The following is a 22632-nucleotide window of genomic DNA, read 5'->3' on the forward strand; positions in this document are numbered from 1 at the left end:
GGATGTTTAGATGACCTTTGCTTCATTTCTTAATAAATCTGTCAGTTCTTTGACTTGATCCTGAAGCTCACCGCTCAGCACCTTGCCACCCTCTTTTTTCTCCGGTAAGAAACGTTCAATTGTTTTGATTTTATATGGCACATCGTCTTCATCGATATCTAAATCATCCAGTTCCAATTCTTCTAAAGGCTTTTTCTTTGCCTTCATAATGCCTGGTAATGATGGATAGCGAGGCTCGTTGAGACCTTGCTGCGCAGTGACGACAAGCGGGAGATCAGCAGAAATGACTTCCACATCACCTTCTGCATCTCGTTCAATCGAAGCAGAGCCGCCGTCAATTTGAATACTTGTAATCGTTGTGACATATGAAAACCCAAGTAATTCAGCAAGACGCGGGGCAACCTGTCCAGAGCCACCGTCAATCGCCACATTCCCTGCTAAAATCAAGGAAGCCTCTTTGTCTTTTAAATAATGGTAAAGAATCGTAGAAGCTGAATATTGATCCCACTCTTCTAAGTCGTCTTCCACATTTAATAAAACGGCTTGATCGCAGCCCATAGCAAGCGCTGTTCTCAGCTGCTTTTCCGCATCCTCACTGCCAACTGTCACAACGGTCACTTCTCCCCCGTGCTCGTCGCGAAGCTGGATGGCTTCTTCTATGGCGTACTCGTCATAAGGATTAATAATGAACTCTGCTCCATCTTCTTGAATTGCACCAGACTGAATGGAAATCTTCTCTTCCGTGTCAAACGTACGCTTCATCAAAACAAATATATTCATCCATTTCTCCCCCTTGTTTCGTTTGAATCCTTTATTCCCCTTTAAAATTCGGTTTGCGCTTTTCGATAAAGGCTTGTATGCCTTCTTTGGCGTCATTCGATTGGAAAATCTCACCGAACTTTTTGGCTTCTAGCTTCATACCGCCATCATATGAATACAATTTTGTCGCATTCAATAAATCCAGCACATACTCGAGTGATTTTGGGCTTTTTGTTGCAAATTTTGACGCAAGTATTTTGGCTGCTTCGAGCGCCTCTTCCTCTGTTTCTGCCAGCTTTGAAACAAGTCCGCAGGCAAATGCTTCTTCACCTGTAATCGGTTCAGCTGTACCCATCATTTCCAGCGCTTTAGCAGAACCAACATAGCGCGGCAGGCGCTGCGTACCGCCGAATCCCGGAATGATGCCGAGGTTTAGTTCCGGCAGTCCAAGCTTCGCATCTTTTGTGGCAATTCGGATATCACAAGACATGGCAAGCTCAAGGCCCCCGCCTAATGCCGCTCCGTGAATTGAAGCAATGACCGGTTTTGGACATTGTTCAATCCGTTCAAAGACCTGCTGCCCTCTGTCTGCAAGGCTTGAATAGTCAGACACTTCCTGTAACGTCGTAAATTCCTTAATATCAGCTCCTGCTGAGAAAAATCTTCCTTCCCCGTGGATCACAATGGCTCTTACTTCTTCATTTTGTTCGAGCTGGTCAAACATGTCATTAAGCTCGGTGAGCAGCTGAGAAGATAAGGCGTTTGCTGGTGGATGCTGAATCGTGATAAGTGCTGTCTGTCCTTCATGATGTAAGGTGAGTATCTTTTCCATGTCAATCATCCTTTTTCAAAATGTCTTTAAGATTGATGTATTCCGTTTAAGAGTAGATCACGTACGTTTTCTGCGAGTGCAGGAAGATCATATTTTTGATCATTCATGACCCATGTTGTAGCGGTTTCATCAATCGTCCCAAATACCATTTGTCTCGCTAAGCGGACATCTAGATTTTGTCTGAATTCTCCTGTTTTCTTTCCTTCTGCTAATATCGACTCGAGCATATTTAAATACCCTTTCAGCACCTCATTGATTTTTTGCCGCAGCTCAAGGTTTGACTGCCTGAGTTCAAGCTGTGTCACAAGAGCCAAATGATGATTTTGCGCAAGCATACGAAAATGCTCCTCAATAAGCAGTAGAAGCTTTTCTTTCGCCGACGGTTTCTTTTGAATATCTGTTTCCATTCGTTCGATGAATTGTCCCATTTTTTCTTTGAACAATGAGATCAAAATATCCTCTTTATTTTTGAAATAAAGATAAATGGTTCCGTCTGCTACCCCTGCTTGTTTCGCAATTTTTGAAACTTGTGATTGGTGATAGCCGTTCTCTGCAATCACCACAACTGCTGCATCAATAATTTGCATGTACTTCGGTCTTTTCTGCTTCAATGTGCTTCGTCCCTTTCTGGATTGAATGAGTATTCATTCATAACTTTATGTTAAAAAGAAACGGGCGATTTGTCAAGTGATCTTCTTCTTTCTTTTCCACCTTTAGCATACCAGAGGAGGCGGTCAACATTCAAATCATCCGGCCGGTGGACCGGATGATGAAGCCGTTATGTTTTCGGTTGATCGGCAGGCGTTTCAGATGAAGAAGCGTGCTTTCTTTTTTCTTCTTCAATTAATACTCTGCGCAAAATCTTCCCGACGGCTGTTTTAGGCAGTGACTCTTTAAATTCATACACGCGCGGTACTTTAAATGAGGCAATTCTCGTCCTGACAAAGCGATCAAGTTCGTCCTCTGTTAAGTAGGCATCCTTTTTCGGTACAATAAATGCTTTCACTGTTTCTCCTCTGTACGGATCTGGAATACCTGCGACGACGACTTCTTGTACAAGCTCATGCTCATAAAGGGCTTCTTCGACTTCTCTTGGGTAAATATTATAGCCGCTCGCAATGATGACATCTTTTTTCCGGTCGACGATATAGAAAAAACCGTCCTCATCCATATACCCTATATCTCCGGTGAAAAACCAGCCATCTCGTAATACAGCCTCTGTCTCCTCTGGCTGATTCCAGTATCCTTTCATGATCTGAGGCCCTTTGACAATGATTTCTCCATGCTCATATGGTTCTTTGAGGCCTCCGGTTTCCTCGCAATAAATACCGGCATCTGTATTAGGCCACGGACAGCCAATGCTGCCTGTTTTGTTCGCTCCCCATAAAAAGTTAGAATGAGTGACGGGTGAGGTTTCTGAAAGTCCGTACCCCTCCACTAAGCGTCCTCCTGTTAATTTTTCAAAGCTTTGTTTGACTTCAACAGGAAGTGCCGCTGAGCCGCTTAGACATGCAGTGATGGACGATAGATCATACTTTTCAATGTTCGGATGATGCAGCAAGGCGATATACATGGTTGGTGCACCTGGAAAGAGCGTCGGCTTCTGTTTTTCAATCGTTTTGAGGGTATCAGCTGCGTCAAATCGCGGAAGTAGAATCATTGAATGCCCTTCTTTGACAGCAAGATTTAAGACGGTCGTCATTCCGTAGACATGAAAAAACGGAATGATGCCGAGGATGCGTTCTTTCCCCCTGGTCGTTTTATACATCCAGGAAGCGCACATTTCAGTATTCGCTAAAATATTTTCATGTGTGAGCATGACGCCTTTTGGTAACCCGGTCGTTCCGCCAGTATATTGCAAAACAGCGATATCCTCTTTCGGATCAAAGGCAAGTGCGGGTATCTGCTGTTCACCTTCCGATTCTTTCATAATCTGCGCGAAGTGATGAATGGTGTCATTTTTCTCCACTTGGATGACCATTTTATTTTTTCTTCTTTGCACAATAGGAAACAGTATGTTTTTCGGGAATGGTAAATAATCTTGTAGTTTGGAGACGATTAAGTGCTCCACACTTGTCAGCGCTTTCATTTTATAAGCCTTTGGATACAACAAATCTAGCGTGATCAGCACTTTGGCGCCGCTGTCTTCCATTTGATATTCCAGTTCTTTCTCCGTATAAAGCGGGTTTGTTTGAACAACGATGCCGCCTGCTATTAAAACAGCATAATAAGAAATGACCGATTGAGGACAGTTCGGCAGCATGATCGCTACTCTGTCGCCTTTTTTCACGCCAATTTTCAGCAGATGACTGGCTAGTTTCAATACGTCTTCTTGCAGCTGTTCATAGGTGATGTTCTTTCCTAGAAAATGAATGGCTGTATGCTCAGGTGCAGCCTCTGCGGAGCTGAATAAGTAAGATTGTAATGTTTCATTTGGGATGGTGAGTTCGTGGGGAATTTGATTCGGGTAATGCAGAAGCCAACGTTTATCTGCCTGCATAAAAACCCTCCTTCCTGAACTTTCGTACTATTATATTATAGCAAACTTTTCCTTAGGGCAGTTTGCTTTTTTCTAATAGGGCTTGGTTCAATTGCATATGTTTACTTTTTCGCCGGTGTTTCGATAGAGGCTCTTTTTCCTTCATGATGCCACTGTTCATATAATCCACCGATTGCACGAAATGAGTCGTTGACTCTTTCTACGATCTGTTGATGGATACTAGGGTCATTCGGTAAATGCGTCTGGATGTTGTCGACTTGATACTTCCTCATCATGTCGATATAAACCGTGAGAAAAATCGTGTCTTCTAAAATCCAGTAAATGACTTCATCCGCCACTTTTGTTCTTTTATGCAGCATTTGAATGCCTCGTTCATATTGAATGAGGATATAACCACTCGAATCGATTTGAATATAGGGACTCAAATCATCAAAAAATCCTGACGTTTGAAACGGACGTGCAATATACGGTTTGTATATGTCTCTTGGAAGGGATGTCATTTGAAGACAAGTATCAATGCGCTTGATCAGTTCGTCTTTTTGCAGAATGTGCTTCATGTCATTCGCCGCCTTTGATGAGATAAAAGCTGCCAAGGGATTCCCTGACAGCTTTCTAACGCCTGTTTTTTTCATTTCACAGGAACAGATAAACGGCACCAATGACCGCAAAAGTGCAGGCAACTACGATTAATACTTTTGCTAGCTTTTCCATGTCGTCTCCTTAAATGCCGGCTGCTACTACGTAAGACAGCCCAACTGAAATGATGAGTGAAATAAACCCGACCGCTCTATTATCATTTTCAATCTCTTTGTCTACTTTAAAACGTGGTGTTAAAAATTCAAAAATGAAATAGCTGACAAGCAGCATCACAAAGCCGTATACGCCCCATCCAATCATTTGAAGAAGGGAATTGTGCTGAGCGATTGAATGCTGAAACACATTCGCAATCCCAAAGATTTTCCCGCCTGTTGCCATGGCAACGGCTAAGTTCCCCCGCTGAATCTCTTCCCAATTCTTATAGGAGGTGACGAGTTCAAAAATGGTTAGAAATAAGACGAGACACAGGACGGCCACGCTATAATAGGCGGCAATTTCCACAAGTTCATTTTCCCAAAAGGCTTTCATGCGTTTTCTCCTTTTTACTTTAATTCGACGATGGTGACGCCTGATCCTCCCTCACCTTGTTCGCCAAAACGAGCATTTTTCACACTTCGATGCTGTTTCAATAATTCCTGAACCCCTTTTCTAAGGGCGCCAGTTCCTTTACCGTGAATAATAGACACACGCGGATAACCAGCTAATACAGCATCATCTAAATATTTTTCGACTCTGCTTAAAGCATTTTCATAACGCTCGCCTCTTAAATCGAGTTCCAGCGAGACATGATAATCTTTCCCTTTGACTGCCGTGATGGCTTTTTCTTGCTTAAATTCAGGTGCTGATTTGATAAATTCCATGTCTTTTTCTTTTACCTTCATTTTCAGAATGCCCATTTGGACACTCCATTCTTTGTCGCCTGTTTGTTCAAGCAGCGTTCCTTTTTGCCCGAAGGTAAGCACTTTGACTTCGTCGCCTGACTTCAGCTGTCTTACTGCTTTTTTCGCTGGCTCTGGCTTCTTTTTCCTGTCAAACTCAGGAACAGCTTCTTCAAGACGCTTTCGCGCATCGATGAGTTCATGCTCTTTGAATGAGCGGTGCTCACTTTTTATTGAACGGAGCTCTTGAATGATATCTTCTGCTTCTTTTGATGCTTGTTCAATTTTCTCTTTCGCTTTCTGTTCAGCTTCTTCAAGCAGTTTGTCCTTTTGCTCATTCCATTCAAGAATTTGTCTTTGCAATTCTTTATGAAGCTTTTCTGCTTCTTTTCTATAGACTTCTGTCTCATGCAGTTCTTCTTCTGCTTGTTTCTTGCTATCTTCTAATGAAGCAATCATTTGGTCTACTTCATTATGCTCTGCATGCATATCTGCTTTTGCCCGGTCTATAAGGTGATCTGGCAAACCAAGACGCTTTGAAATTTCAAATGCGTTACTTCGTCCAGGCACACCGATGAGCAGGCGGTACGTTGGAGATAAGGTTTCAATATCAAACTCCACGCTTGCATTTGTGACGCCTTCCCGGTTATACCCATATGCCTTCAGCTCGGGGTAATGAGTCGTTGCGATGACACGTGCATTCGTTTGATGCACTTCATCTAATATGCTCATCGCAAGTGCCGCACCTTCAGCTGGGTCTGTTCCTGCCCCTAATTCATCAAATAAGACGAGAGAATTTGAAGTCAAATGCTTTAAGATATCGACAATATTGACCATATGAGATGAGAACGTACTCAAGCTTTGTTCAATGGATTGTTCGTCTCCAATATCAGCAAAGACTTGGTCGAACACAGCCACTTCAGAGCCTTCTTCAACTGGAATATGGAGGCCCGCCTGTGTCATCAGCGTCAGAAGACCTAGCGTTTTTAAAGTAACGGTCTTTCCCCCTGTATTTGGTCCAGTGATCACGATCGTTGAAAAATCTTTACCGAGCTCAATATCATTTGCGACAACTTGATCCCGGGGCAATAGAGGATGTCTTGCTCGTTTTAAATAGATTTCTCCTTGATCATTCACAGCAGGTTTTGTGGCTTTTTCTGTCTTTGCATATTTAGCTTTAGCAAAAATAAAATCTAGCGTCTGCAGTTCCTTTACATTGTGAAGCAGTTCCCCAATGTGCTCTGACACGCTCTCTGTCAGCATTTGCAGAATCTTTTCAACCTCTTGCTTCTCTTTTAAACGGGTTTGCTGCAAGGTGTTATTTACATCCACGACCACTTGCGGCTCAATAAAAAGGGTCGCCCCTGATGAAGACTGGTCATGAACAATTCCACCGTAATTCGAGCGGTACTCTTGTTTCACAGGAATAACAAACCGGTCATTACGAATGGTGACAATTGTGTCTGACAGCATTTTCGAAGCCGATTGTGAACGAATCATCGCTTCTAATTTATCACGAACCTTTGATTCTAGTGAGCGTAATTGAATGCGTAATGAACGAAGGGCAGGAGTTGCATGATCAAGCACTTCTCCATTATCACCAATACAGCTTTCGATTTCTTTTCTGATTTCAGGCAGTAATATCAGTGTCTCAGCATATGTATGAAGGCGCGGTATATCTACTCCATCTTCATACATGGACGTGAGAAAGTGCTTCATATTTTTCACCGCATATAATAGCCCTGCGATTTCCATCAGCTCAGAAGGGCTTAATGTACTGCCGATTTCTGCCCGTTTCACTGCGCGTCTAATATCTGTTAACCCGCCAAATGGCGCAGATCCCTTTAAGCGGATCACATCTTGCGCTTCTGCTACCTCTTCCAGCAAATGCTGAATGGTTTCTATATCCGTCAGAGGTGTTAAATCCTGCGCTCTTTCTTTTCCTAATGTGGATGCGGTATAGGACATCACTTTTTCTTTTACTTTATGAAATTCTAATGATGCTAACACTTTTTGTTGCAGCATGGTCCAGCCTCCTAACGACTACCTGTCACGCGTTAAAAACTTTTTGATCTCGTTTAGAGTAAAAGTATTCACGACATTTGCTTTTGGTGTCCAGCCCTTTCTTGCAGCTGTTACACCGACTTCCATATGTTCCAGCATGGCGATGTTGTGCGCATCTGTATTGATCATGATGTGCACACCCGCTTCATTTGCTTTGATTAAATGCTCTGTTTTTAAATCAAGTCTTGACGGATTGCTGTTGAGCTCAAGTGCAGTGCCCGTTTTCTTCGCAAGCTCTATGAGTTGATCTATATTTAAGGCATAGCCATCCCGTCTGCCGATCAAACGGCCTGTTGGATGTGCAATTAAATCGACATGCTGATTACGCAAGGCATTTTCAAGGCGTTCCATAATGACTTCTTCCGGCTGAGAGAAGCTAGAATGAATAGACGCAATGACAAAATCCATGTCTTTTAAAAAGTCATCATCATAATCTAACGATCCATCCGGCAGGATATCCATTTCGACCCCTTTGAAAATGTGAAAATGCTCGAATTCCTGATTAAGCTTGTCAATTTCTTTTGCTTGCAGACGCAAACGTTCTTTTGTTAAGCCGTTGGCTACTTTTAAATATTGCGAGTGATCTGTAATCGCCATGTATTCATAGCCTTTTGCGATACATGCTTCCGCCATTTCACGAATAGAGAAGGCTCCGTCACTCCATGTCGAGTGCATATGTAGGTCGCCTTTGATATCTTTCAGTTCTACAAACTGCATACTTTCTTTATACGTATCAATCTCCGCTCCGGTTTCACGAATTTCTGGCGGAATGAGCGGAAGTTGAAAATGTGCATAAAAAGCGCTCTCGTCTTCAAACGTTTTTACTTCTCCAGTTTCAATTGTTTCCACACCATATTCGCTAATGCGCTCTCCGCGTTCCTTCGCAAGCTGACGCATTCGAATATTGTGATCTTTTGAGCCAGTGAAATGGTGCAGTGTAGTTGCGAATTGGTCTACTGTCACAAGCCGGAAGTCGACACTGATCTCAAAATCAAGGGCAAGCACAACAGATACCTTCGTATCACCGCTTGCGATGACATCTTTCACATCATCAAGTGCAACGAGCTGCTCTCTGACTTGCTCAGGATTGTCTGTTGCAATGATATAATCTAAATCTTTGACGGTTTCGCGTGCACGTCTTAAACTGCCAGCTCTTGAAAAACGGATGATACCTTTCATCTCTTCAAGCGCATAATCAATCCGCTCTGCCACATCTAATGCAAAGCCAATTGGCAGTCGTTCCGGCTGCTTTCCTGCTTCCTCAAGAGCTGCGAGAATCTTTTCTTCTGTTTTTTTGCCGAAGCCAGCAAGCGCTTGTACCTTTTCCGCTTCGCATGCTTCTTTTAGAGACTGTGCATCATGGACGCCAAGCTCTTGGTAAAGCTTAGCGATCTTTTTGCCGCCGAGTCCTGGCAATTTCAAAAGCGGGACAAGTCCTTCAGGCACTTCCCTTTTTAATTGTTCGAGTGTTTCTGATTGTCCTTTTTCGATATACTCAGTGATCACAGCAAAGGTTCCTTTTCCAATGCCGGATAATGCTAGTAGATCATCTATTTGAGAAAGGCTGCGGTCATCTTGTTCCAGTGCCGCTGCTGCTTTACGAAAGGCAGAAATCTTAAAAGGATTATCTCCTTTTAGCTCCATATATACTGCAATTGTTTCAAGAAGTTTGATAATATCTTTTTTATTCATCTCTCATCCTCCAGCCACTTTGGCATCTTCCTTTATAAATATACAAACTTTTCCTTCATCCTACAACTTTCTGTCATGGAATGAGAAAAAACTTCTCCAAGAAAGGAGAAGTTTTTAAACTCCATACGTCGTCCATAAGTCTTTAACAAGACCGGACAGATAAGGGGTGTTGCTTACGATCGCATCTGCTAATATGGATTTGCTCAACATTGTTTGCAGTGCATCGACTGGAAGTAATGCAGCGACAAACAAGAGAATAAATACAAATAGATAGGTTTCGAGAAATCCTAAAACACCGCCAAGCAGTTTGTTGACCTGTTTAATCACAGGTATACTTGCAATGGTTGTGAGCAATCCGCCAATGATGGCGAGCAGGATTTTGGTCAAGATAAACAGAATGATAAACGCAATGGTATTATAATAAGCTGTTTCTAGATTCCCACTAAAGAAAGCGAGCTGCGCTTGACCGCCGCTAAAATTAGGTGCTGGAATCCACGTAAGCTGTGGTGCAAGTGACTGATAAAACATGGAAGCCACTAAGATAGAAACAACAAAGCTGATCAATTTAATAAATTGAAGAATAAACCCGCGTTTTAGACCGACAAGCGTTCCCATAAGAAGCAAAAACAAAATGATGATATCGATCACGGTAATTTCATTCCTTTTCTTTAAGCTGAATCTCTAGTTTTTCGTATTGCTCTTTTAATTTCATGTAGTCGTGGACGACATTGACTGCTGTCAGTACAGCTAGTTTGTTTATATCAAGGTATGGGTTTTTTTCATTTATTTCTCTCATTTTATCATCAACAATTGAAGCAACGTGTCGCATATGCATCTTCGTTTCTTGACCGATGATCGTAAAGGACTGTCCGTAAATCTCAACTGTTGTTTTTGTTGTTTTCGTTTTACCGCCGTCAGACAACGTTTCTCCTCCATTCCACGAGAATCCTAGTCTCTATCATAACATGTTTAGACATTGAATGGAAAGACGAGCCCTTCCCTGTTATGGTACACTTTAGAAATCAATGATATCAAGGTAAAAAGGAGTTATCCACTGTGCCCCAATCCGTCTTAAAAGCAACATCAGAAGACCTTAAAAAAATGAAGAGCGCGTATGCGCACCACTTAACTGATACGTTACCACCAGGCGCCCTTTTTCAAGCAAAGGTTCCTGGCTGTACGATTACAGCCTATCGATCTGGAAAAGTGCTGTTTCAAGGACAAAAAGCAGAAGTTGAAGCCAGTCAATTCAGCCATTTAAAAGCAGCTGAAACGAAGAGCACAAAAGCACCGACTGTCACAAAATATAGTCCGCCGTCAGGGATTGCTTCTATGTCCGTCATCGGTTCAGATGAAGTAGGAACAGGTGATTATTTTGGACCGATGACGGTCTGTGCCGCTTATGTTGATGCTAGCCAGCTTGCTCTTATGAAAGAGCTTGGCGTAAAAGACTCAAAAGGTCTAAAAGACCCGCAGATTATCAACATTGCCAAAGATCTCATCAAAACCATTCCATTCAGCATTCTCGTGCTCCGAAATGAAAAGTACAATGCGATGCAGGAAAAGGGCATGAGCCAAGGAAAAATGAAGGCGCTCCTTCATAACCAAGTCATCACCTCTGTGCTGGAGAAATTAGATGGGAAACAGCCTGAAGCTATTTTAATTGACCAATTTGCAGAACCGGGTATTTATTTCAAGCATCTTGCTGGAAAAAAAATTATTCGGGAACGGACGTACTTTAGCACAAAAGCAGAAGGCATTCATTTGTCAGTTGCTGCCGCATCCATTATTGCAAGGTACTCTTTTTTAATTGAAATGGATAAGTTATCTAAAGCAGCAGGGTTTGACATTCCAAAAGGAGCCGGTCCTCATGTGGACAAGGCGGCTGCAAAGCTCATCAAGCTGCACGGCGAAGAGGCTTTACGTCAATTTACAAAGCTGCATTTTGCCAACACACAAAAAGCGAAAAAATGGTTATAAAAAAGAGCTAGGCCCATATGGCCTTAGCTCTTTTTTCTTTAACCGCGCAAGACGGCTTGATACGTATTTTCTAATGCTTTCAATACGTTTGTATGAACAGCGGTGACTTCTTCCTCTGTCAATGTTTGTTCCGGATTTAAATATTGGAGAGAGAATGCAACAGATTTTTTGCCTTCTTCCATGTGTTCACCTTCATACACGTCAAAGACGGATAGATCAGTCAGTAAATCCCCGCCTGCCTCATAGATGACCCGCTCCAACTGTCCGCTTGAGATATGCTGATCTACAACAAGTGCAATATCTCTTGTCACAGCAGGGAATCTCGGAATCGCTGTATATTTCATATCCTTCGATTCAGACGTCATCACATCTGTTAAATCAAACTCGAAGACATATGTTTCTTTTAAATCTAATTCCTTTTCAACGACTGGATGAAGTGCAGCAACAAACCCAATGACTTTTCCATTTAAATGAACATCTGCTGTACGACCTGGGTGAAGACCCTCACGCTCTGCTTGAACATACGTGATTTGGTCTGATACACCAAGCTTTTCAAATAGACCTTCTGCAATTCCTTTCGCTACATAAAAATCGACGGCTTTTTTCTCGCCCTGCCAAATATTTTTATGCCATAAGCCTGTCAGCGCACCAGCGACATGCTCTTTTTCCACCGGTTTTGCTCCTTCAGCTTCTGCTAAGAACACAGAACCCGTTTCATAAAAACCAAATGAATCAGCTTGTCTTGCCAAGTTATATGCAACAGAATCAAGTAAGTTTGGCAGAAGACTTTGTCTAAGCACACTTCGTTCTTCACTCATTGGCAGGGAAAGTCTCGTTTTATAAGCTGGATTCAATGCAAAAGCTGTAGACTTATGCTGATTTGTCAATGAATACGTGATCGCTTGAGAAAGACCTGCGCCTTCTAAGAAGCGTCTCACCTTTCTGCGCTTCACTTGATATGGCGTGAGACCGCCAACTGTACCAGCTGTCGCAGGCAGTGTAGACGGGATATTATCGTAGCCATATAATCTCGCAACTTCTTCAGTGAGGTCTTCTTCAATCGTGATATCCATTCTACGAGAAGGAACCGTTACAACAAGAACGTCATTTGATTCGCCTACTGTAAAGCCCAATTTGTTGAAAATTTGAATCATATCTTCTTTTGAAATGCTCATGCCAAGCACCTTGTTCACACGCTCAGTAGATACTTGGATGACATTCATACTTGTTTCAAGGTGGTTTTCCTCCACAGTCCCGCTTAGCACTTCACCACCTGCATAGAGACTGATCAGTTGCGCTGCTCTTTCGGCTGCTGATTTCGTACGTTGCGGATCAAGTCCTTTTTCAAATCGTGTACTTGATTCACTGCGAAGCCCCAAGTCTCTAGATGCTTGACGGACTGTTTGACCGTTGAAATATGCCGCTTCTAAAAGAATTGTTGTCGTTTCATCACGCACCTCTGATTCAAGACCGCCCATGACGCCTGCGACAGCGTGCGCTTTCGTCCCATTAGTGATCACAAGATGCTTTGATGAAAGTGTACGCTCTTGCTCATCAAGTGTTTGAATGCTTTCGCTATCAGTCGCTTTACGTACGACCACTTGCTTTGAACCAAAGCGGTCATAATCAAATGCATGAAGCGGCTGACCGTATTCAAGCAGTACAAAGTTCGTAATATCGACGACGTTGTTAATTGGGCGAATGCCTGCATTCATCAATCTTGTTTGAATCCAAAGCGGTGCTGGTCCAATCTTTACATGTTTAATGATCTTCGCAGCATAAAGTGGATTCGCTTCTTGATCCTCAATTTTCACTGAAATATAGTCTGCTGCTTTTTCTGAAGACGTGTCATGTGCTGTATCAGGAAGTTTGATATCCTTCCCTAAAATGGCTGCAACCTCATAGGCGACACCTAGCATATTCAGGGCATCCGCACGGTTTGGCGTTAAGCCAAGCTCAAGTACCGCATCGTCTAATTGAAGTGCCTGAAGGGCATCATCTCCGGGCTTGACGTCATTTGGGAAAACAAAAATACCTTCTGCATATTCCTTTGGTACGAGTTTGCTTTCTACACCTAATTCTTGCAGAGAACAAATCATGCCATGAGACTCTTCGCCGCGCAGCTTTGCTTTTTTAATTTTAAAATTCCCAGGAAGGACTGCGCCAACCGTTGCGACAGCCACATATTGTCCTTTATCCACATTCGGAGCTCCGCAAATAATTTGAACCGGTTCGTCTTCTCCGATATCTACGAGACATTTGTTTAATTTGTCGGCATTTGGGTGCTGTTCTCGCTCCACGACGTGTCCAACGACAACTCCTTTAATGCCTTCGCCTTTATATTCAACGGCTTCCACTTCAATTCCGCTTCTTGTGATTTTTTCTGCTAATTCATCCGGCTGAATGCCTTCTAAATCGACATAGTCTTCTAACCATTTATATGAAACAAACATGTTGATTTCCTCCTCTTAGTCCTGCTTGAATTGCTTTGTGAATCTAATATCATTTGTGTAGAAATGGCGAATATCATCAATGCCGTATTTGAGCATCGCAATCCGTTCAACACCCATTCCAAAAGCAAAGCCTTGGTAAGTTTCTGGATCAAATCCGCTCATTTTCAGGACATTTGGATGAACCATCCCAGCTCCTAAAATCTCAATCCAGCCTGTTCCTTTACATACAGAACAGCCTTTTCCTCCGCATTTAAAGCAAGACACATCCACTTCGACAGATGGTTCTGTGAATGGGAAAAAGCTTGGACGCAGTCTAATTTCACGATCTTCACCAAACATTTTTCTTGCGACTGTCTCAAGCGTACCTTTTAAATCACTCATACTAATATTGTGATCGACAACAAGCCCTTCAATCTGCATAAATTGATGTGAATGAGTCGCGTCATCACTATCACGTCTATATACTTTTCCAGGGCAGATGATCTTCACAGGACCTTGTCCTTTATATTTTTCGAGTGTACGTGCTTGAACTGGTGACGTTTGTGTTCTAAGCAGTGTATCCTCGGTAATATAGAAGCTGTCCTGCATATCACGTGCCGGATGCTCCTTTGGAAGATTCAGCGCTTCAAAGTTATAATAATCCGTTTCTACCTCAGGACCTTCCTCAACGGTATAGCCCATACCAATAAATAAATCTTCAATATCTTCGACAACAATCGTTAATGGATGTCTTGCCCCCATTTTGATTGGACTTGCTGGCAATGTAACATCGATCGTTTGTGACGCAAGTTTCTTCTTCACTTCTTCTTTTTCTAGCTGTTCATTTTTTTCAGCAATAGCACCAGCAATCTGCTCTCTCACTTCGTTTGCGAGTGCGCCCATTTTTGGTCTTTCTTCTGCGGAGAGCTTGCCCATTCCGCGAAGCACCTCTGTGATCGGCCCTTTTTTCCCTAAATATTGAACACGAATGTCATTGACTTCTTTGAGCGAGCTAGCTGCTTCAACCTTCGCTATCGCTTCTAATTCAAGCTGTTTTAACGTTTCTTGCATGAGTGTAATCCTCCTTTTGATATACAAAACCGTCTGGATAAACGGCTGTTTGATCGTTTGAAGACAATAAAAAAACCCGTCTCCTCTAGAAAAGAAGGGACGAGTTGTGGTCGCGGTACCACCCTTGTTAAGCACAAATACATGTGCGAATAAGCTTCATTGACATAACGGAATCAAACGAATCCGGTTCACCTTTACGCAAAGCTTGCGGTCCCGGTGACAACTCCAGAGGTGAATTCCTGTTTCAGCATTCCTTAAATGCACTTTCAGTCTACGATGCATTCTCCCTATAAGGCCGCTCCTTGAAACAATCTTCCTCTATCATGGTTTTTAAAATATTAGTTTCATTATAGTGAAAATAAGCGCATGTTGCAACACTATCCACGCAAATGATAGACAAGAACAGCTGCTGCAACAGCCACATTTAATGATTCTGCCTGTCCATACATTGGCACATATAAATTATGGTCTGTCATTTGCAGAATCTCTGGGTTTATACCCGCGCCTTCATTGCCCACAATTAATGCAAACGAACCTTCTGCCGTTACGCTTCTATACGCTTTCGCATTGTTTAGAGCACTTCCGTATACAGGAATGCCTTGCTCCTTACATGCTGGTATGGTCTGCTGAAGGCTTTGCTTTAAAATGGGCAGGTGGAAATGTGACCCTTGTGCGGAACGGAGCGTTTTTCCGTTAAACGCATCCACTGTTCCATCGCCTAAGATCACAGCATCAAGTCCAGCGGCATCTGCTGTCCGAATGAGTGTGCCTAGATTCCCTGGGTCCTGCACTGCATCTAATAGAAGAAGTCGTTCATACTTCTTTTCTTCAAATACAGGAACTGTACAAACTGCCGCGATGTGCTGAGGCGTTTCCGTTTCGGTCATGGCAGAAAAGGCTTCCTCGCTCAGTTCATAAAGTTCAATGTCCGGATCAATATGAGAAGGAAGCTTATCAGGCGATGTGACCATTAATTCTTTCACAACTCCGCTCTTCAATGCTTCTTCCACTAAGTGGATTCCCTCCACAAGAAACAGCCCCGTTTTCGTTCGTTCTTTTTTCGTATGGAGCTTTTTCCACTGTTTAATGTTTGTGTTTTTAGCTGATTCTATATATTTCAAGCGACTTTAACTCCTTTAAATATCATGAATTTATTATATCTCATGCACACTACATAATAAACCTGTCTTTGAGACAGAATAGGGCTATTACCATCAAAAAAGGAGTGTGGGCAATGGATTTTAATTTAAGAGGCGCAGTCATTCAAAACATCACTGGCCATAATCAAGAGCAGCTTGAGCATACGATTTTAGATGCCATTCAAAGCGGTGAGGAAAAAATGCTGCCAGGCCTTGGCGTGTTGTTCGAAGTGCTATGGCAAGAAGCATCAGAAAACGAGAAAAACGAGATTCTTGAAACATTAGAGCAAGGCTTAAAGCCTCATCAGCAGCAATAAAAGAAGCCGGTTTGCTTATCATAGCAAACCGGCTTTTTCATTTAGCCAGTGATCGGTGTTTCCATCCGAAGCGCTGGATCACGCCAAATGTCGACCCATTTTTTAATCGCAAACACAATAATCACAAATCCTAAGATCAGCATAATGATTGACAGCACAGCATTCAGCACGCTGTAACCTGCTGCCTCGGGATTAAGGTATACATTTGCTACCATCCAATAGCCCGCATAATTCACTGTCACATATAAGTAAGCAAGTGGAATTAAACAAGTCAGCATATATCGCCTTTTATCTGCAATTTTTAAGACAACGGTTGCTCCTATGATGAGACCGACCGATGCCATTAACTGGTTTGATACCCCAAACAGTGCCCAAATGGACCCGATGTCTCCAGAGTAAAGCAAGTACCCCCACATAAAACAAGCAAGCGCACTTGCGAACACCGACCCAGGGACCCAGTCATTTCGTTTAAGCGGTTTATAAGCTTCGCCAAAGAAGTCTTGAATCAAATATCGTGCCACACGTGTCCCTGCATCAATAGCGGTTAAAATAAAGACGGCCTCAAACATAATGACGAATTGGAAAAAATAAGACGCCAAATGACCAAAGAACGGAATTCCCGTAAAGATATACGCCATCCCTACAGCTAATGTCACAGCTCCACCCGTTCTTCCTTCTAAATCAAGACCAATTTCCTTACTCAACTGCGGAAGGTTCTCGACACTCATCCCGAGTGTTCTGAACACTTCTGGCGTACTGTTTATCGCAAAATAATCGCCTGGATGAAGAGCGGTAGCGGCAATTAACGCCATAATTCCAACTAGACATTCTACTAGCATTGCGCCAAAAGCGACAGGCTTCATATCACTCCAGCGGTCAAGCATTTTAGGTGTTGTCCCAGATCCAACAAATGCGTGGAAACCAGATATGGCACCGCAAGCAATGGTTATTGAAATAAAAGGCCAGACAGGACCAGCTAAAACAGGACCTCCTCCATTCACAAACTCCGTAAAGGCTGGGAATTGAATCGTTGGATTGACGACAAAGATTCCAGCAATCAATGCGATAAAAACACCTATTTTCATAAAGCTGCTTAAATAGTCCCTCGGTGCGAGCAGCAGCCAAACCGGCAATGCCGCAGCAAAAAAAGCATAGATCGGCAAGGCAAGAGCAAGTGTTTTTGTATCAAGTGTTAAAAGATCGCCAAGTGCCGTTCCTTGAATATTCGGCCCAAGGAATACACCAACCATCAGCAAGATAAATCCCGCAGTTGTGGCTAGTTTTAAATTGCCTGTCTTTTTATAATAAAGACCAACCCCCATCGCAATTGGAATCGTGATTCCAACTGCAAATGTCCCCCAAGGGTTACGTTCTAACGCATGAAGCACAACCATAGACAGTCCTGCCATTGTGATCGTAATGATAAACAGCATCGCAAGCCCTGTACAAAATCCTGCGACAGGTCCTAGCTCTTCCTTCGCTACCTCTGATAACGATTTCCCCTTTTTTCGCATTGACGCAAATAAGACGACAAGATCATGTACAGCTCCGCCTATCACTGCGCCAATTAACAGCCAAAGAAGACCCGGTAAATACCCAAATTGCGCGGCTAAAATCGGACCCACTAACGGACCTGCAGCTGCAATCGCAGCAAAGTGATGCCCAAATGTGACCCATTTATTGGTTGGCACATAATCCTTCCCGTCCTCTAATGTGTGAGCCGGTGTAGGATGATCGTCTGTCACCTTTAAGACCTTGACCATCATAAATGTGCCATAAAGACGATAGGCAATCGCTAAAATACACATAGATGCTATGACAATTGTAACCGCATTCATTTAACCATCCCCTTTGCACAAACAATTTGTTACAAATATAACATAAATTGATTGATTTTTCTTTCCTTTAAAACCAAGTTGACAAATAAGAATAATGTGTTTATTCTTAAGGTAGCTTCACCTACTTCCATAAACTCTCTTTTGACAGGGCATTCTTTAGGCTCTGTCCTTTTTATTGCTTTCATCTTACAAAAATAAAAGCCAGATCACATGTGCCTTATTCACTAGAATATTTTTTCTTCTTCTCTCAAAAACAGTTCTTTTGGCGTAACTTAAAATGACAGTTCATTTCCTGGGAAATTCAATGAAATAAAAAAAGCCCTTCCCCTATACTGAGGAAAGGCTTTCTTACTTAAGAACCGTACGTGATCTGCTCAACCGTTTTTTGATCAAGTCTTTTGATCACTTCTGTTAAAAGCTTCACTGCATTTTCATAATCATCTCGGTGAATCATTGCTGCATGGGTATGGATATATCTACTTGGTATCCCGATCGATAGTGATGGCACACCATGACCTGTTAAATGGATACCGCCAGCATCTGTCCCGCCGCCAGGCATAGAGTCATATTGGTACGGAATGTTCAATTCATCCGCTGTTTGGACAACAAAATCCCGAAGCCCTTTATGAGATACCATAGAAGCATCAAATACAACAATCGTTGGTCCTTTGCCAAGTTTGCTTGTTGCTTCTTTTTCAGTAATGCCCGGTGTGTCTCCTGCTACACCAACATCAATGGCAAATCCAATATCAGGCTGGATTGTAGCCGCTGCTGTTTTGGCACCACGCAGGCCAACTTCCTCTTGTACAGTTGCAACACTGTAAGCAATATTCTCATGCTGAGTATTGTGTAAGTTCTTCATGACATCAATCGCAACTGCACAGCCGATACGGTTGTCCCATGCTTTTGCAAGGAGCATTTTTTCATCATTCATCACTGTAAACTCAAAATAAGGGACGATTTGATCTCCAGGCAGAACGCCCCACTCCATTGCCTGTTCTTTGCTTGATGCACCGATATCAATAAACATATCTGTAATCTCAATCGATTTTTTTCGAGCTTCAGGTGACAAGACGTGCGGCGGCTTTGAGCCAATCACACCTGTTATGTCTCCCTTTTTCGTTACAATCGTCACACGCTGCGCGAGCATGACCTGCGACCACCATCCGCCGACAGTTTGGAAGCGAATGTAGCCTTTGTCATCAATTTTTGTCACCATGAATCCTACTTCATCTAAGTGACCAGCAAGCATAATTTTAGGTCCGTTTGCGTTTCCTTCCTTCTTAGCAATTAAGCTGCCAAGGCGGTCACTAGAGACTTCATCTGCATATGATTCTATGTATGTCTGCATGACTTTTTTGACATCACGTTCATTTCCTGGAATCCCTTTTGCATCCGTTAGGTCTTTCAGCATAGTTAATGTTTGATCTAGCTTTGTCATTCCATATATCCTCCTTTATCTTCATGGTGCATTCTTATTATACAAAACCTTTTTCGTTCAATACGATCTTTTTATGAATATTTTTTCGTTTTCCGAAATATTTTTTTAAAAAAAGTTGAAACCTTTTGGCCTTTTCATTCGTAGTACATCAGATAACGGTATTGGAGGTGCATCCTGTCATGTTTGTAATCCTCATTAGACTAGCTCTTGTTGCACTGCTTGTCTACATCTTCTACATGGCGGTAAAATTCTTCTCAAATCCGAGAAGAAAGCTGAAACAAGCACAATTAAAAGAAGGCTTTTATTTTATGGACGAACAACAAAATGCACGTAAAAATTTTAATTTCGTCTATAAAGGTGTCTTGTTTGAAGGGGAGAAGCATGTTCCTTCTAAGGATCATCCTCTATTTGTCCACTCCATTTACGTTTGGACGGAGTCACCTGAGAAGCTAAGTGAATTTACATTAGAAGACTTTGAAAAATTGGAGGAAAACATTATCGAACGTTATCCTCAAACAAAAATTGATTGGGATCAGCCCATTAAAAAAATCAAACAAAAAAAAGGAGCAGACACGCCGTCTTGATGGCGTCTGCTCCTTTTTCAGATGAACTTGATATATCCTAATATGATCAACTGCACCATGATTAACACTGGCATGCCAATTTGAAAGGCAGGATGCTTTGTTTTATGACGGAAATACTGCATCCCTAGATACGATCCAGCAGCCCCAAAAAGCACGGCAGCACTCCATAAGTGCGCCTCTGAAATTCTCCATTTATGCGCTTTTGCCCGGCGTTTGTCCTCTCCCATGAGAAAGAAACCATAGCCATTTACCAAGATCAGCAGCACAATCAACGCGATATTCATTCATTTCACCTCACATGATGAGCAAAAAAGATCACCCCTCGACGGAATGATCTTTCATATGACTTACTTGTCTAGTTGTGCTTTTGCAGCATCAGCAAGCTGATTGAATGCACTTAGGTCATTCACAGCAAGGTCAGCAAGCATTTTGCGGTTTACTTCGATACCAGAAAGCTTTAGGCCATGCATTAAACGGCTGTAAGAAAGACCGTTCATACGAGCTGCAGCATTGATACGAGTGATCCATAGTTTACGGAAGTCACGTTTTTTCTGACGACGGTCACGGAAAGCGTAGTTTCCAGATTTCATCACCTGTTGGTTTGCTACTTTGTATAATCTATGTTTTGAACCGAAATAACCTTTTGCTAATTTAAGAACCTTTTTACGACGCTGACGCGACACAGTTCCGCCTTTTACTCTTGGCATTGTAATTCCCTCCTATGATTCCTATTCCAAATTACTTGATGTTTGCAAGTTGTTGTTTGATACGTTTGAAATCTCCAGCACTTACGATTGCGCTCTTACGCAATTTACGTTTTTGCTTTGTAGATTTGTTAGCGAACAGGTGACTTGTGTACGCATGAGAACGTTTAAGTTTACCAGAACCTGTTTTTTTGAAACGTTTAGCAGATCCGCGGTGAGTTTTCATTTTTGGCATTGGATATTTCCTCCCTCTGTTACTTTACTTTTCGACTTTTGGTGCAAGCATGAGGAACATGCTACGTCCGTCCATCTTAGGTTTTGTTTCTACTGTTGCTACTTCAGCGCAAGCTTCAGAGAAACGGTCTAACACGCGCTGTCCGATTTCTTTATGCGTAATCGCACGCCCTTTAAAGCGGATAGAAGCTTTCACTTTATCGCCCTTTTCAAGGAATTTGATTGCATTACGGAGCTTCGTGTTAAAATCATGTTCATCAATTGTCGGGCTCAACCGAACTTCTTTTAAGCTAATGATTTTTTGATTCTTACGTGCCTCTTTATCCTTCTTCTGCTGTTCGAATCGGAACTTACCATAGTCCATGATTCGGCAAACAGGTGGTTTTGCATTTGCAGCAACTAACACAAGGTCAAGATTGGCTTTCGTAGCAATTTCCAGAGCTTCCTGGCGGGTTTTAATCCCCAGCTGATCGCCATTTTGTCCGATCAAACGAACTTCACGCGCACGAATACCTTCATTAACTAATTGATCTTTGCTAATAGTGAGCCACCTCCATGAGATTTTGAATTGAGTTCACAATTCATTTTGACCATTTCGTTGTATGTTTTACAGGCAAACAAAAAGTGTGGGCATATAAAACACCCACACTGCGAACATTTGCATGAAAAAATAAATGTACGGTCAACCTGTCAACTACAAACACGTGTCAATCAGGTGAGAAGCGGGTGCTTCTGCTTGTGATATCTATTCAATTCGTTAATTATTCTACACAATTTTCATTTGTCCGTCAAGTAACCGAACTCTTGAAACAACTTTTTCATTTTAGCATGATTAAACGAATTGGGCAAGGCTTTTTCAAAACAATCACGTCATCAAAGAATGAATTGCATAAAGATTGGGATGACAATGACAGTCACAACTCCTACGACCACAACAGCAATACTTGCCATGGCCGCTTCCACTTCACCCATCTCAATCCCAACAGAGACGCCAAGTGCATGTCCTGATGTACCGAGTGCAAGCCCTTTTGCCACTGGATTTTTAATTCGAAACCATTTTAAGAAGAAAGCACCTAGTGCATACACAATGACTGCATTAAATATGACCGCAAAGGCTGTGATATCTGCAATTCCGCCAATATCCTTTGCAATCGGAAGAGCAATCGCTGTCGTCGCTGCCTGCGGGAGCATACTTTTCATTACAGCCGCATCAAGATGAATGCCTTTTGCTACGACATACACAATTGTAATGGAGCAAAGTGATCCTACAAAAATAGCGGATAAAATCTGCCACCAATATTTTTTAAGCAATGCGCGCTGCTTATAAAGCGGAATAGCGAAAGCAATCGTCGCAGGCTCTAAGAAAAACTTGATAATCTTGCCGCCCTCATTATAATCTGCATAGGAAAAACCGCCAATTTTCAAAAATAAAATACCTAACACCATGGCGACAAAAAGTGGTGTAAATAAGAAGAAGCCTTTTGATTTTTTAAATAAGAATGTACCGATTCCAAAGGCGACCAATGAGACGACTATACCAAAATAAGGACTCATCGTACTTGTACCCATC

The 22632-nt window shown here is 42.3% G+C and carries 23 protein-coding genes and 1 other annotated feature; of the genes, 3 read left to right on the forward strand and 20 right to left on the reverse strand.

Translation table 11 applies throughout. The annotated features are described in order from the left end of the window. Positions 1-6: 6 nt before the first annotated feature. The 10 genes from MKZ05_RS12810 to zapA all read right to left on the reverse strand — a co-directional run bounded on the left by MKZ05_RS12810 (position 7) and on the right by zapA (position 10244). Positions 7-780, reverse strand: coding sequence for an electron transfer flavoprotein subunit beta/FixA family protein (locus tag MKZ05_RS12810; protein ID WP_339160325.1), 774 nt, complete (start codon positions 778-780; stop codon positions 7-9). A gap of 31 nt (positions 781-811) precedes the next feature. Then, positions 812-1591 (reverse strand): enoyl-CoA hydratase, encoded by a 780-nt coding sequence (locus tag MKZ05_RS12815; RefSeq protein WP_339160326.1) that lies wholly within the window; start codon positions 1589-1591, stop codon positions 812-814. 26 nt (positions 1592-1617) lie between these two features. Beyond that, positions 1618-2202: a TetR/AcrR family transcriptional regulator gene (locus tag MKZ05_RS12820; protein WP_003216590.1), complete on the reverse strand. Its 585-nt coding sequence runs from the start codon at positions 2200-2202 to the stop codon at positions 1618-1620. Between the two features lie 167 nt (positions 2203-2369). Continuing rightward, positions 2370-4091 carry an AMP-binding protein gene (locus tag MKZ05_RS12825; protein WP_335353041.1) on the reverse strand — a complete coding sequence of 574 codons (1722 nt, stop codon included), beginning with the start codon at positions 4089-4091 and terminating at the stop codon, positions 2370-2372. A 101-nt stretch (positions 4092-4192) separates the two neighbouring features. After that, positions 4193-4648 carry an immunity 63 family protein gene (locus MKZ05_RS12830; protein ID WP_050943611.1) on the reverse strand — a complete coding sequence of 152 codons (456 nt, stop codon included), beginning with the start codon at positions 4646-4648 and terminating at the stop codon, positions 4193-4195. A gap of 163 nt (positions 4649-4811) precedes the next feature. Next, the gene (locus MKZ05_RS12835) at positions 4812-5216 is read right to left on the reverse strand and encodes a DUF350 domain-containing protein (RefSeq protein ID WP_008345990.1); all 405 of its coding nucleotides are present in this window, start codon (positions 5214-5216) and stop codon (positions 4812-4814) included. 14 nt (positions 5217-5230) lie between these two features. Further along, a complete protein-coding gene (locus MKZ05_RS12840) occupies positions 5231-7588 on the reverse strand; it encodes an endonuclease MutS2 (RefSeq protein WP_309217196.1) in 2358 nt (785 codons plus the stop codon). A 21-nt stretch (positions 7589-7609) separates the two neighbouring features. Then, complete coding sequence (gene polX / locus MKZ05_RS12845) at positions 7610-9322, reverse strand: DNA polymerase/3'-5' exonuclease PolX (RefSeq protein WP_339160327.1); 1713 nt, start codon at positions 9320-9322, stop codon at positions 7610-7612. 114 nt (positions 9323-9436) lie between these two features. Beyond that, positions 9437-9970 carry a CvpA family protein gene (locus MKZ05_RS12850; protein WP_003216761.1) on the reverse strand — a complete coding sequence of 178 codons (534 nt, stop codon included), beginning with the start codon at positions 9968-9970 and terminating at the stop codon, positions 9437-9439. Positions 9971-9977: 7 nt separating this feature from the next. Beyond that, positions 9978-10244: a cell division protein ZapA gene (zapA, locus tag MKZ05_RS12855; RefSeq protein ID WP_044139945.1), complete on the reverse strand. Its 267-nt coding sequence runs from the start codon at positions 10242-10244 to the stop codon at positions 9978-9980. A 134-nt stretch (positions 10245-10378) separates the two neighbouring features. Here zapA and rnhC point away from each other — a divergent pair, with 134 nt between their 5' ends. After that, on the forward strand, positions 10379-11302 hold the full coding sequence (rnhC, locus tag MKZ05_RS12860) for a ribonuclease HIII (protein WP_339160328.1): 924 nt from the start codon (positions 10379-10381) through the stop codon (positions 11300-11302). A 38-nt stretch (positions 11303-11340) separates the two neighbouring features. Here the strand turns inward: rnhC and pheT are convergent, their stop codons facing one another. The 3 genes from pheT to MKZ05_RS12875 all read right to left on the reverse strand — a co-directional run bounded on the left by pheT (position 11341) and on the right by MKZ05_RS12875 (position 15926). Continuing rightward, positions 11341-13755, reverse strand: coding sequence for a phenylalanine--tRNA ligase subunit beta (gene pheT, locus MKZ05_RS12865; RefSeq protein ID WP_339160329.1), 2415 nt, complete (start codon positions 13753-13755; stop codon positions 11341-11343). Between the two features lie 15 nt (positions 13756-13770). After that, positions 13771-14805: a phenylalanine--tRNA ligase subunit alpha gene (gene pheS / locus MKZ05_RS12870; RefSeq protein ID WP_050943608.1), complete on the reverse strand. Its 1035-nt coding sequence runs from the start codon at positions 14803-14805 to the stop codon at positions 13771-13773. Positions 14806-15182: 377 nt separating this feature from the next. Continuing rightward, on the reverse strand, positions 15183-15926 hold the full coding sequence (locus tag MKZ05_RS12875; RefSeq protein WP_339160330.1) for an RNA methyltransferase: 744 nt from the start codon (positions 15924-15926) through the stop codon (positions 15183-15185). A 113-nt stretch (positions 15927-16039) separates the two neighbouring features. On the opposite strand from MKZ05_RS12875, the gene sspI reads away from it, so the two are divergent. Beyond that, positions 16040-16261, forward strand: a complete 222-nt coding sequence (gene sspI / locus MKZ05_RS12880; RefSeq protein ID WP_003216243.1) for a small acid-soluble spore protein SspI — start codon at positions 16040-16042, stop codon at positions 16259-16261. A 41-nt stretch (positions 16262-16302) separates the two neighbouring features. On the opposite strand, the gene cstA is transcribed toward sspI, so the two are convergent. Together cstA and MKZ05_RS12890 are read right to left on the reverse strand one after the other, a co-directional pair. After that, the gene (gene cstA, locus MKZ05_RS12885; protein ID WP_050943606.1) at positions 16303-18099 is read right to left on the reverse strand and encodes a carbon starvation protein CstA; all 1797 of its coding nucleotides are present in this window, start codon (positions 18097-18099) and stop codon (positions 16303-16305) included. A 352-nt stretch (positions 18100-18451) separates the two neighbouring features. After that, complete coding sequence (locus MKZ05_RS12890; protein WP_050943605.1) at positions 18452-19540, reverse strand: M42 family metallopeptidase; 1089 nt, start codon at positions 19538-19540, stop codon at positions 18452-18454. 179 nt (positions 19541-19719) lie between these two features. Between MKZ05_RS12890 and MKZ05_RS12895 the strand changes: the two genes are divergently transcribed. Then, positions 19720-20124, forward strand: coding sequence for a hypothetical protein (locus MKZ05_RS12895; protein WP_003216690.1), 405 nt, complete (start codon positions 19720-19722; stop codon positions 20122-20124). Between the two features lie 17 nt (positions 20125-20141). Here the strand turns inward: MKZ05_RS12895 and MKZ05_RS12900 are convergent, their stop codons facing one another. The 5 genes from MKZ05_RS12900 to lrgB form a co-directional block, all read right to left on the reverse strand. Further along, positions 20142-20408, reverse strand: a complete 267-nt coding sequence (locus MKZ05_RS12900) for a DUF1294 domain-containing protein (RefSeq protein WP_003216616.1) — start codon at positions 20406-20408, stop codon at positions 20142-20144. Positions 20409-20471: 63 nt separating this feature from the next. Then, complete coding sequence (rplT, locus tag MKZ05_RS12905) at positions 20472-20831, reverse strand: 50S ribosomal protein L20 (protein ID WP_003216409.1); 360 nt, start codon at positions 20829-20831, stop codon at positions 20472-20474. A 31-nt stretch (positions 20832-20862) separates the two neighbouring features. Then, the gene (gene rpmI / locus MKZ05_RS12910; protein ID WP_003216324.1) at positions 20863-21063 is read right to left on the reverse strand and encodes a 50S ribosomal protein L35; all 201 of its coding nucleotides are present in this window, start codon (positions 21061-21063) and stop codon (positions 20863-20865) included. 24 nt (positions 21064-21087) lie between these two features. Then, a complete protein-coding gene (gene infC / locus MKZ05_RS12915; protein WP_034620611.1) occupies positions 21088-21603 on the reverse strand; it encodes a translation initiation factor IF-3 in 516 nt (171 codons plus the stop codon). Positions 21604-21674: 71 nt separating this feature from the next. Beyond that, positions 21675-21806, reverse strand: a sequence feature (ribosomal protein L20 leader region). A 129-nt stretch (positions 21807-21935) separates the two neighbouring features. Further along, positions 21936-22631, reverse strand: coding sequence for an antiholin-like protein LrgB (gene lrgB / locus MKZ05_RS12920; RefSeq protein ID WP_170966027.1), 696 nt, complete (start codon positions 22629-22631; stop codon positions 21936-21938). Position 22632: the final 1 nt, after the last annotated feature.

The sequence above is a fragment of the Bacillus sp. FSL M8-0277 genome (assembly GCF_037975305.1).
Classification (GTDB): Bacteria; Bacillota; Bacilli; order Bacillales; family Bacillaceae; genus Bacillus; species Bacillus pumilus.

What these genes read in the sequence shown, in the direction of transcription:
- MKZ05_RS12810 (WP_339160325.1), bottom strand. Translation starts at nt 780, where the DNA reads ATGAATATATTTGTTTTGATGAAGCGTACGTTTGACACGGAAGAGAAG.
- lrgB (WP_170966027.1), bottom strand. Translation starts at nt 22,631, where the DNA reads ATGGGTACAAGTACGATGAGTCCTTATTTTGGTATAGTCGTCTCATTG.
- MKZ05_RS12890 (WP_050943605.1), bottom strand. Translation starts at nt 19,540, where the DNA reads ATGACAAAGCTAGATCAAACATTAACTATGCTGAAAGACCTAACGGAT.
- MKZ05_RS12900 (WP_003216616.1), bottom strand. Translation starts at nt 20,408, where the DNA reads ATGAATATCGCGTTGATTGTGCTGCTGATCTTGGTAAATGGCTATGGT.
- MKZ05_RS12815 (WP_339160326.1), bottom strand. Translation starts at nt 1,591, where the DNA reads ATGGAAAAGATACTCACCTTACATCATGAAGGACAGACAGCACTTATC.
- rplT (WP_003216409.1), bottom strand. Translation starts at nt 20,831, where the DNA reads ATGCCAAGAGTAAAAGGCGGAACTGTGTCGCGTCAGCGTCGTAAAAAG.
- MKZ05_RS12835 (WP_008345990.1), bottom strand. Translation starts at nt 5,216, where the DNA reads ATGAAAGCCTTTTGGGAAAATGAACTTGTGGAAATTGCCGCCTATTAT.
- MKZ05_RS12830 (WP_050943611.1), bottom strand. Translation starts at nt 4,648, where the DNA reads ATGAAGCACATTCTGCAAAAAGACGAACTGATCAAGCGCATTGATACT.
- cstA (WP_050943606.1), bottom strand. Translation starts at nt 18,099, where the DNA reads ATGAATGCGGTTACAATTGTCATAGCATCTATGTGTATTTTAGCGATT.
- pheS (WP_050943608.1), bottom strand. Translation starts at nt 14,805, where the DNA reads ATGCAAGAAACGTTAAAACAGCTTGAATTAGAAGCGATAGCGAAGGTT.
- pheT (WP_339160329.1), bottom strand. Translation starts at nt 13,755, where the DNA reads ATGTTTGTTTCATATAAATGGTTAGAAGACTATGTCGATTTAGAAGGC.
- rpmI (WP_003216324.1), bottom strand. Translation starts at nt 21,063, where the DNA reads ATGCCAAAAATGAAAACTCACCGCGGATCTGCTAAACGTTTCAAAAAA.
- sspI (WP_003216243.1), top strand. Translation starts at nt 16,040, where the DNA reads ATGGATTTTAATTTAAGAGGCGCAGTCATTCAAAACATCACTGGCCAT.
- MKZ05_RS12825 (WP_335353041.1), bottom strand. Translation starts at nt 4,091, where the DNA reads ATGCAGGCAGATAAACGTTGGCTTCTGCATTACCCGAATCAAATTCCC.
- MKZ05_RS12895 (WP_003216690.1), top strand. Translation starts at nt 19,720, where the DNA reads ATGTTTGTAATCCTCATTAGACTAGCTCTTGTTGCACTGCTTGTCTAC.
- polX (WP_339160327.1), bottom strand. Translation starts at nt 9,322, where the DNA reads ATGAATAAAAAAGATATTATCAAACTTCTTGAAACAATTGCAGTATAT.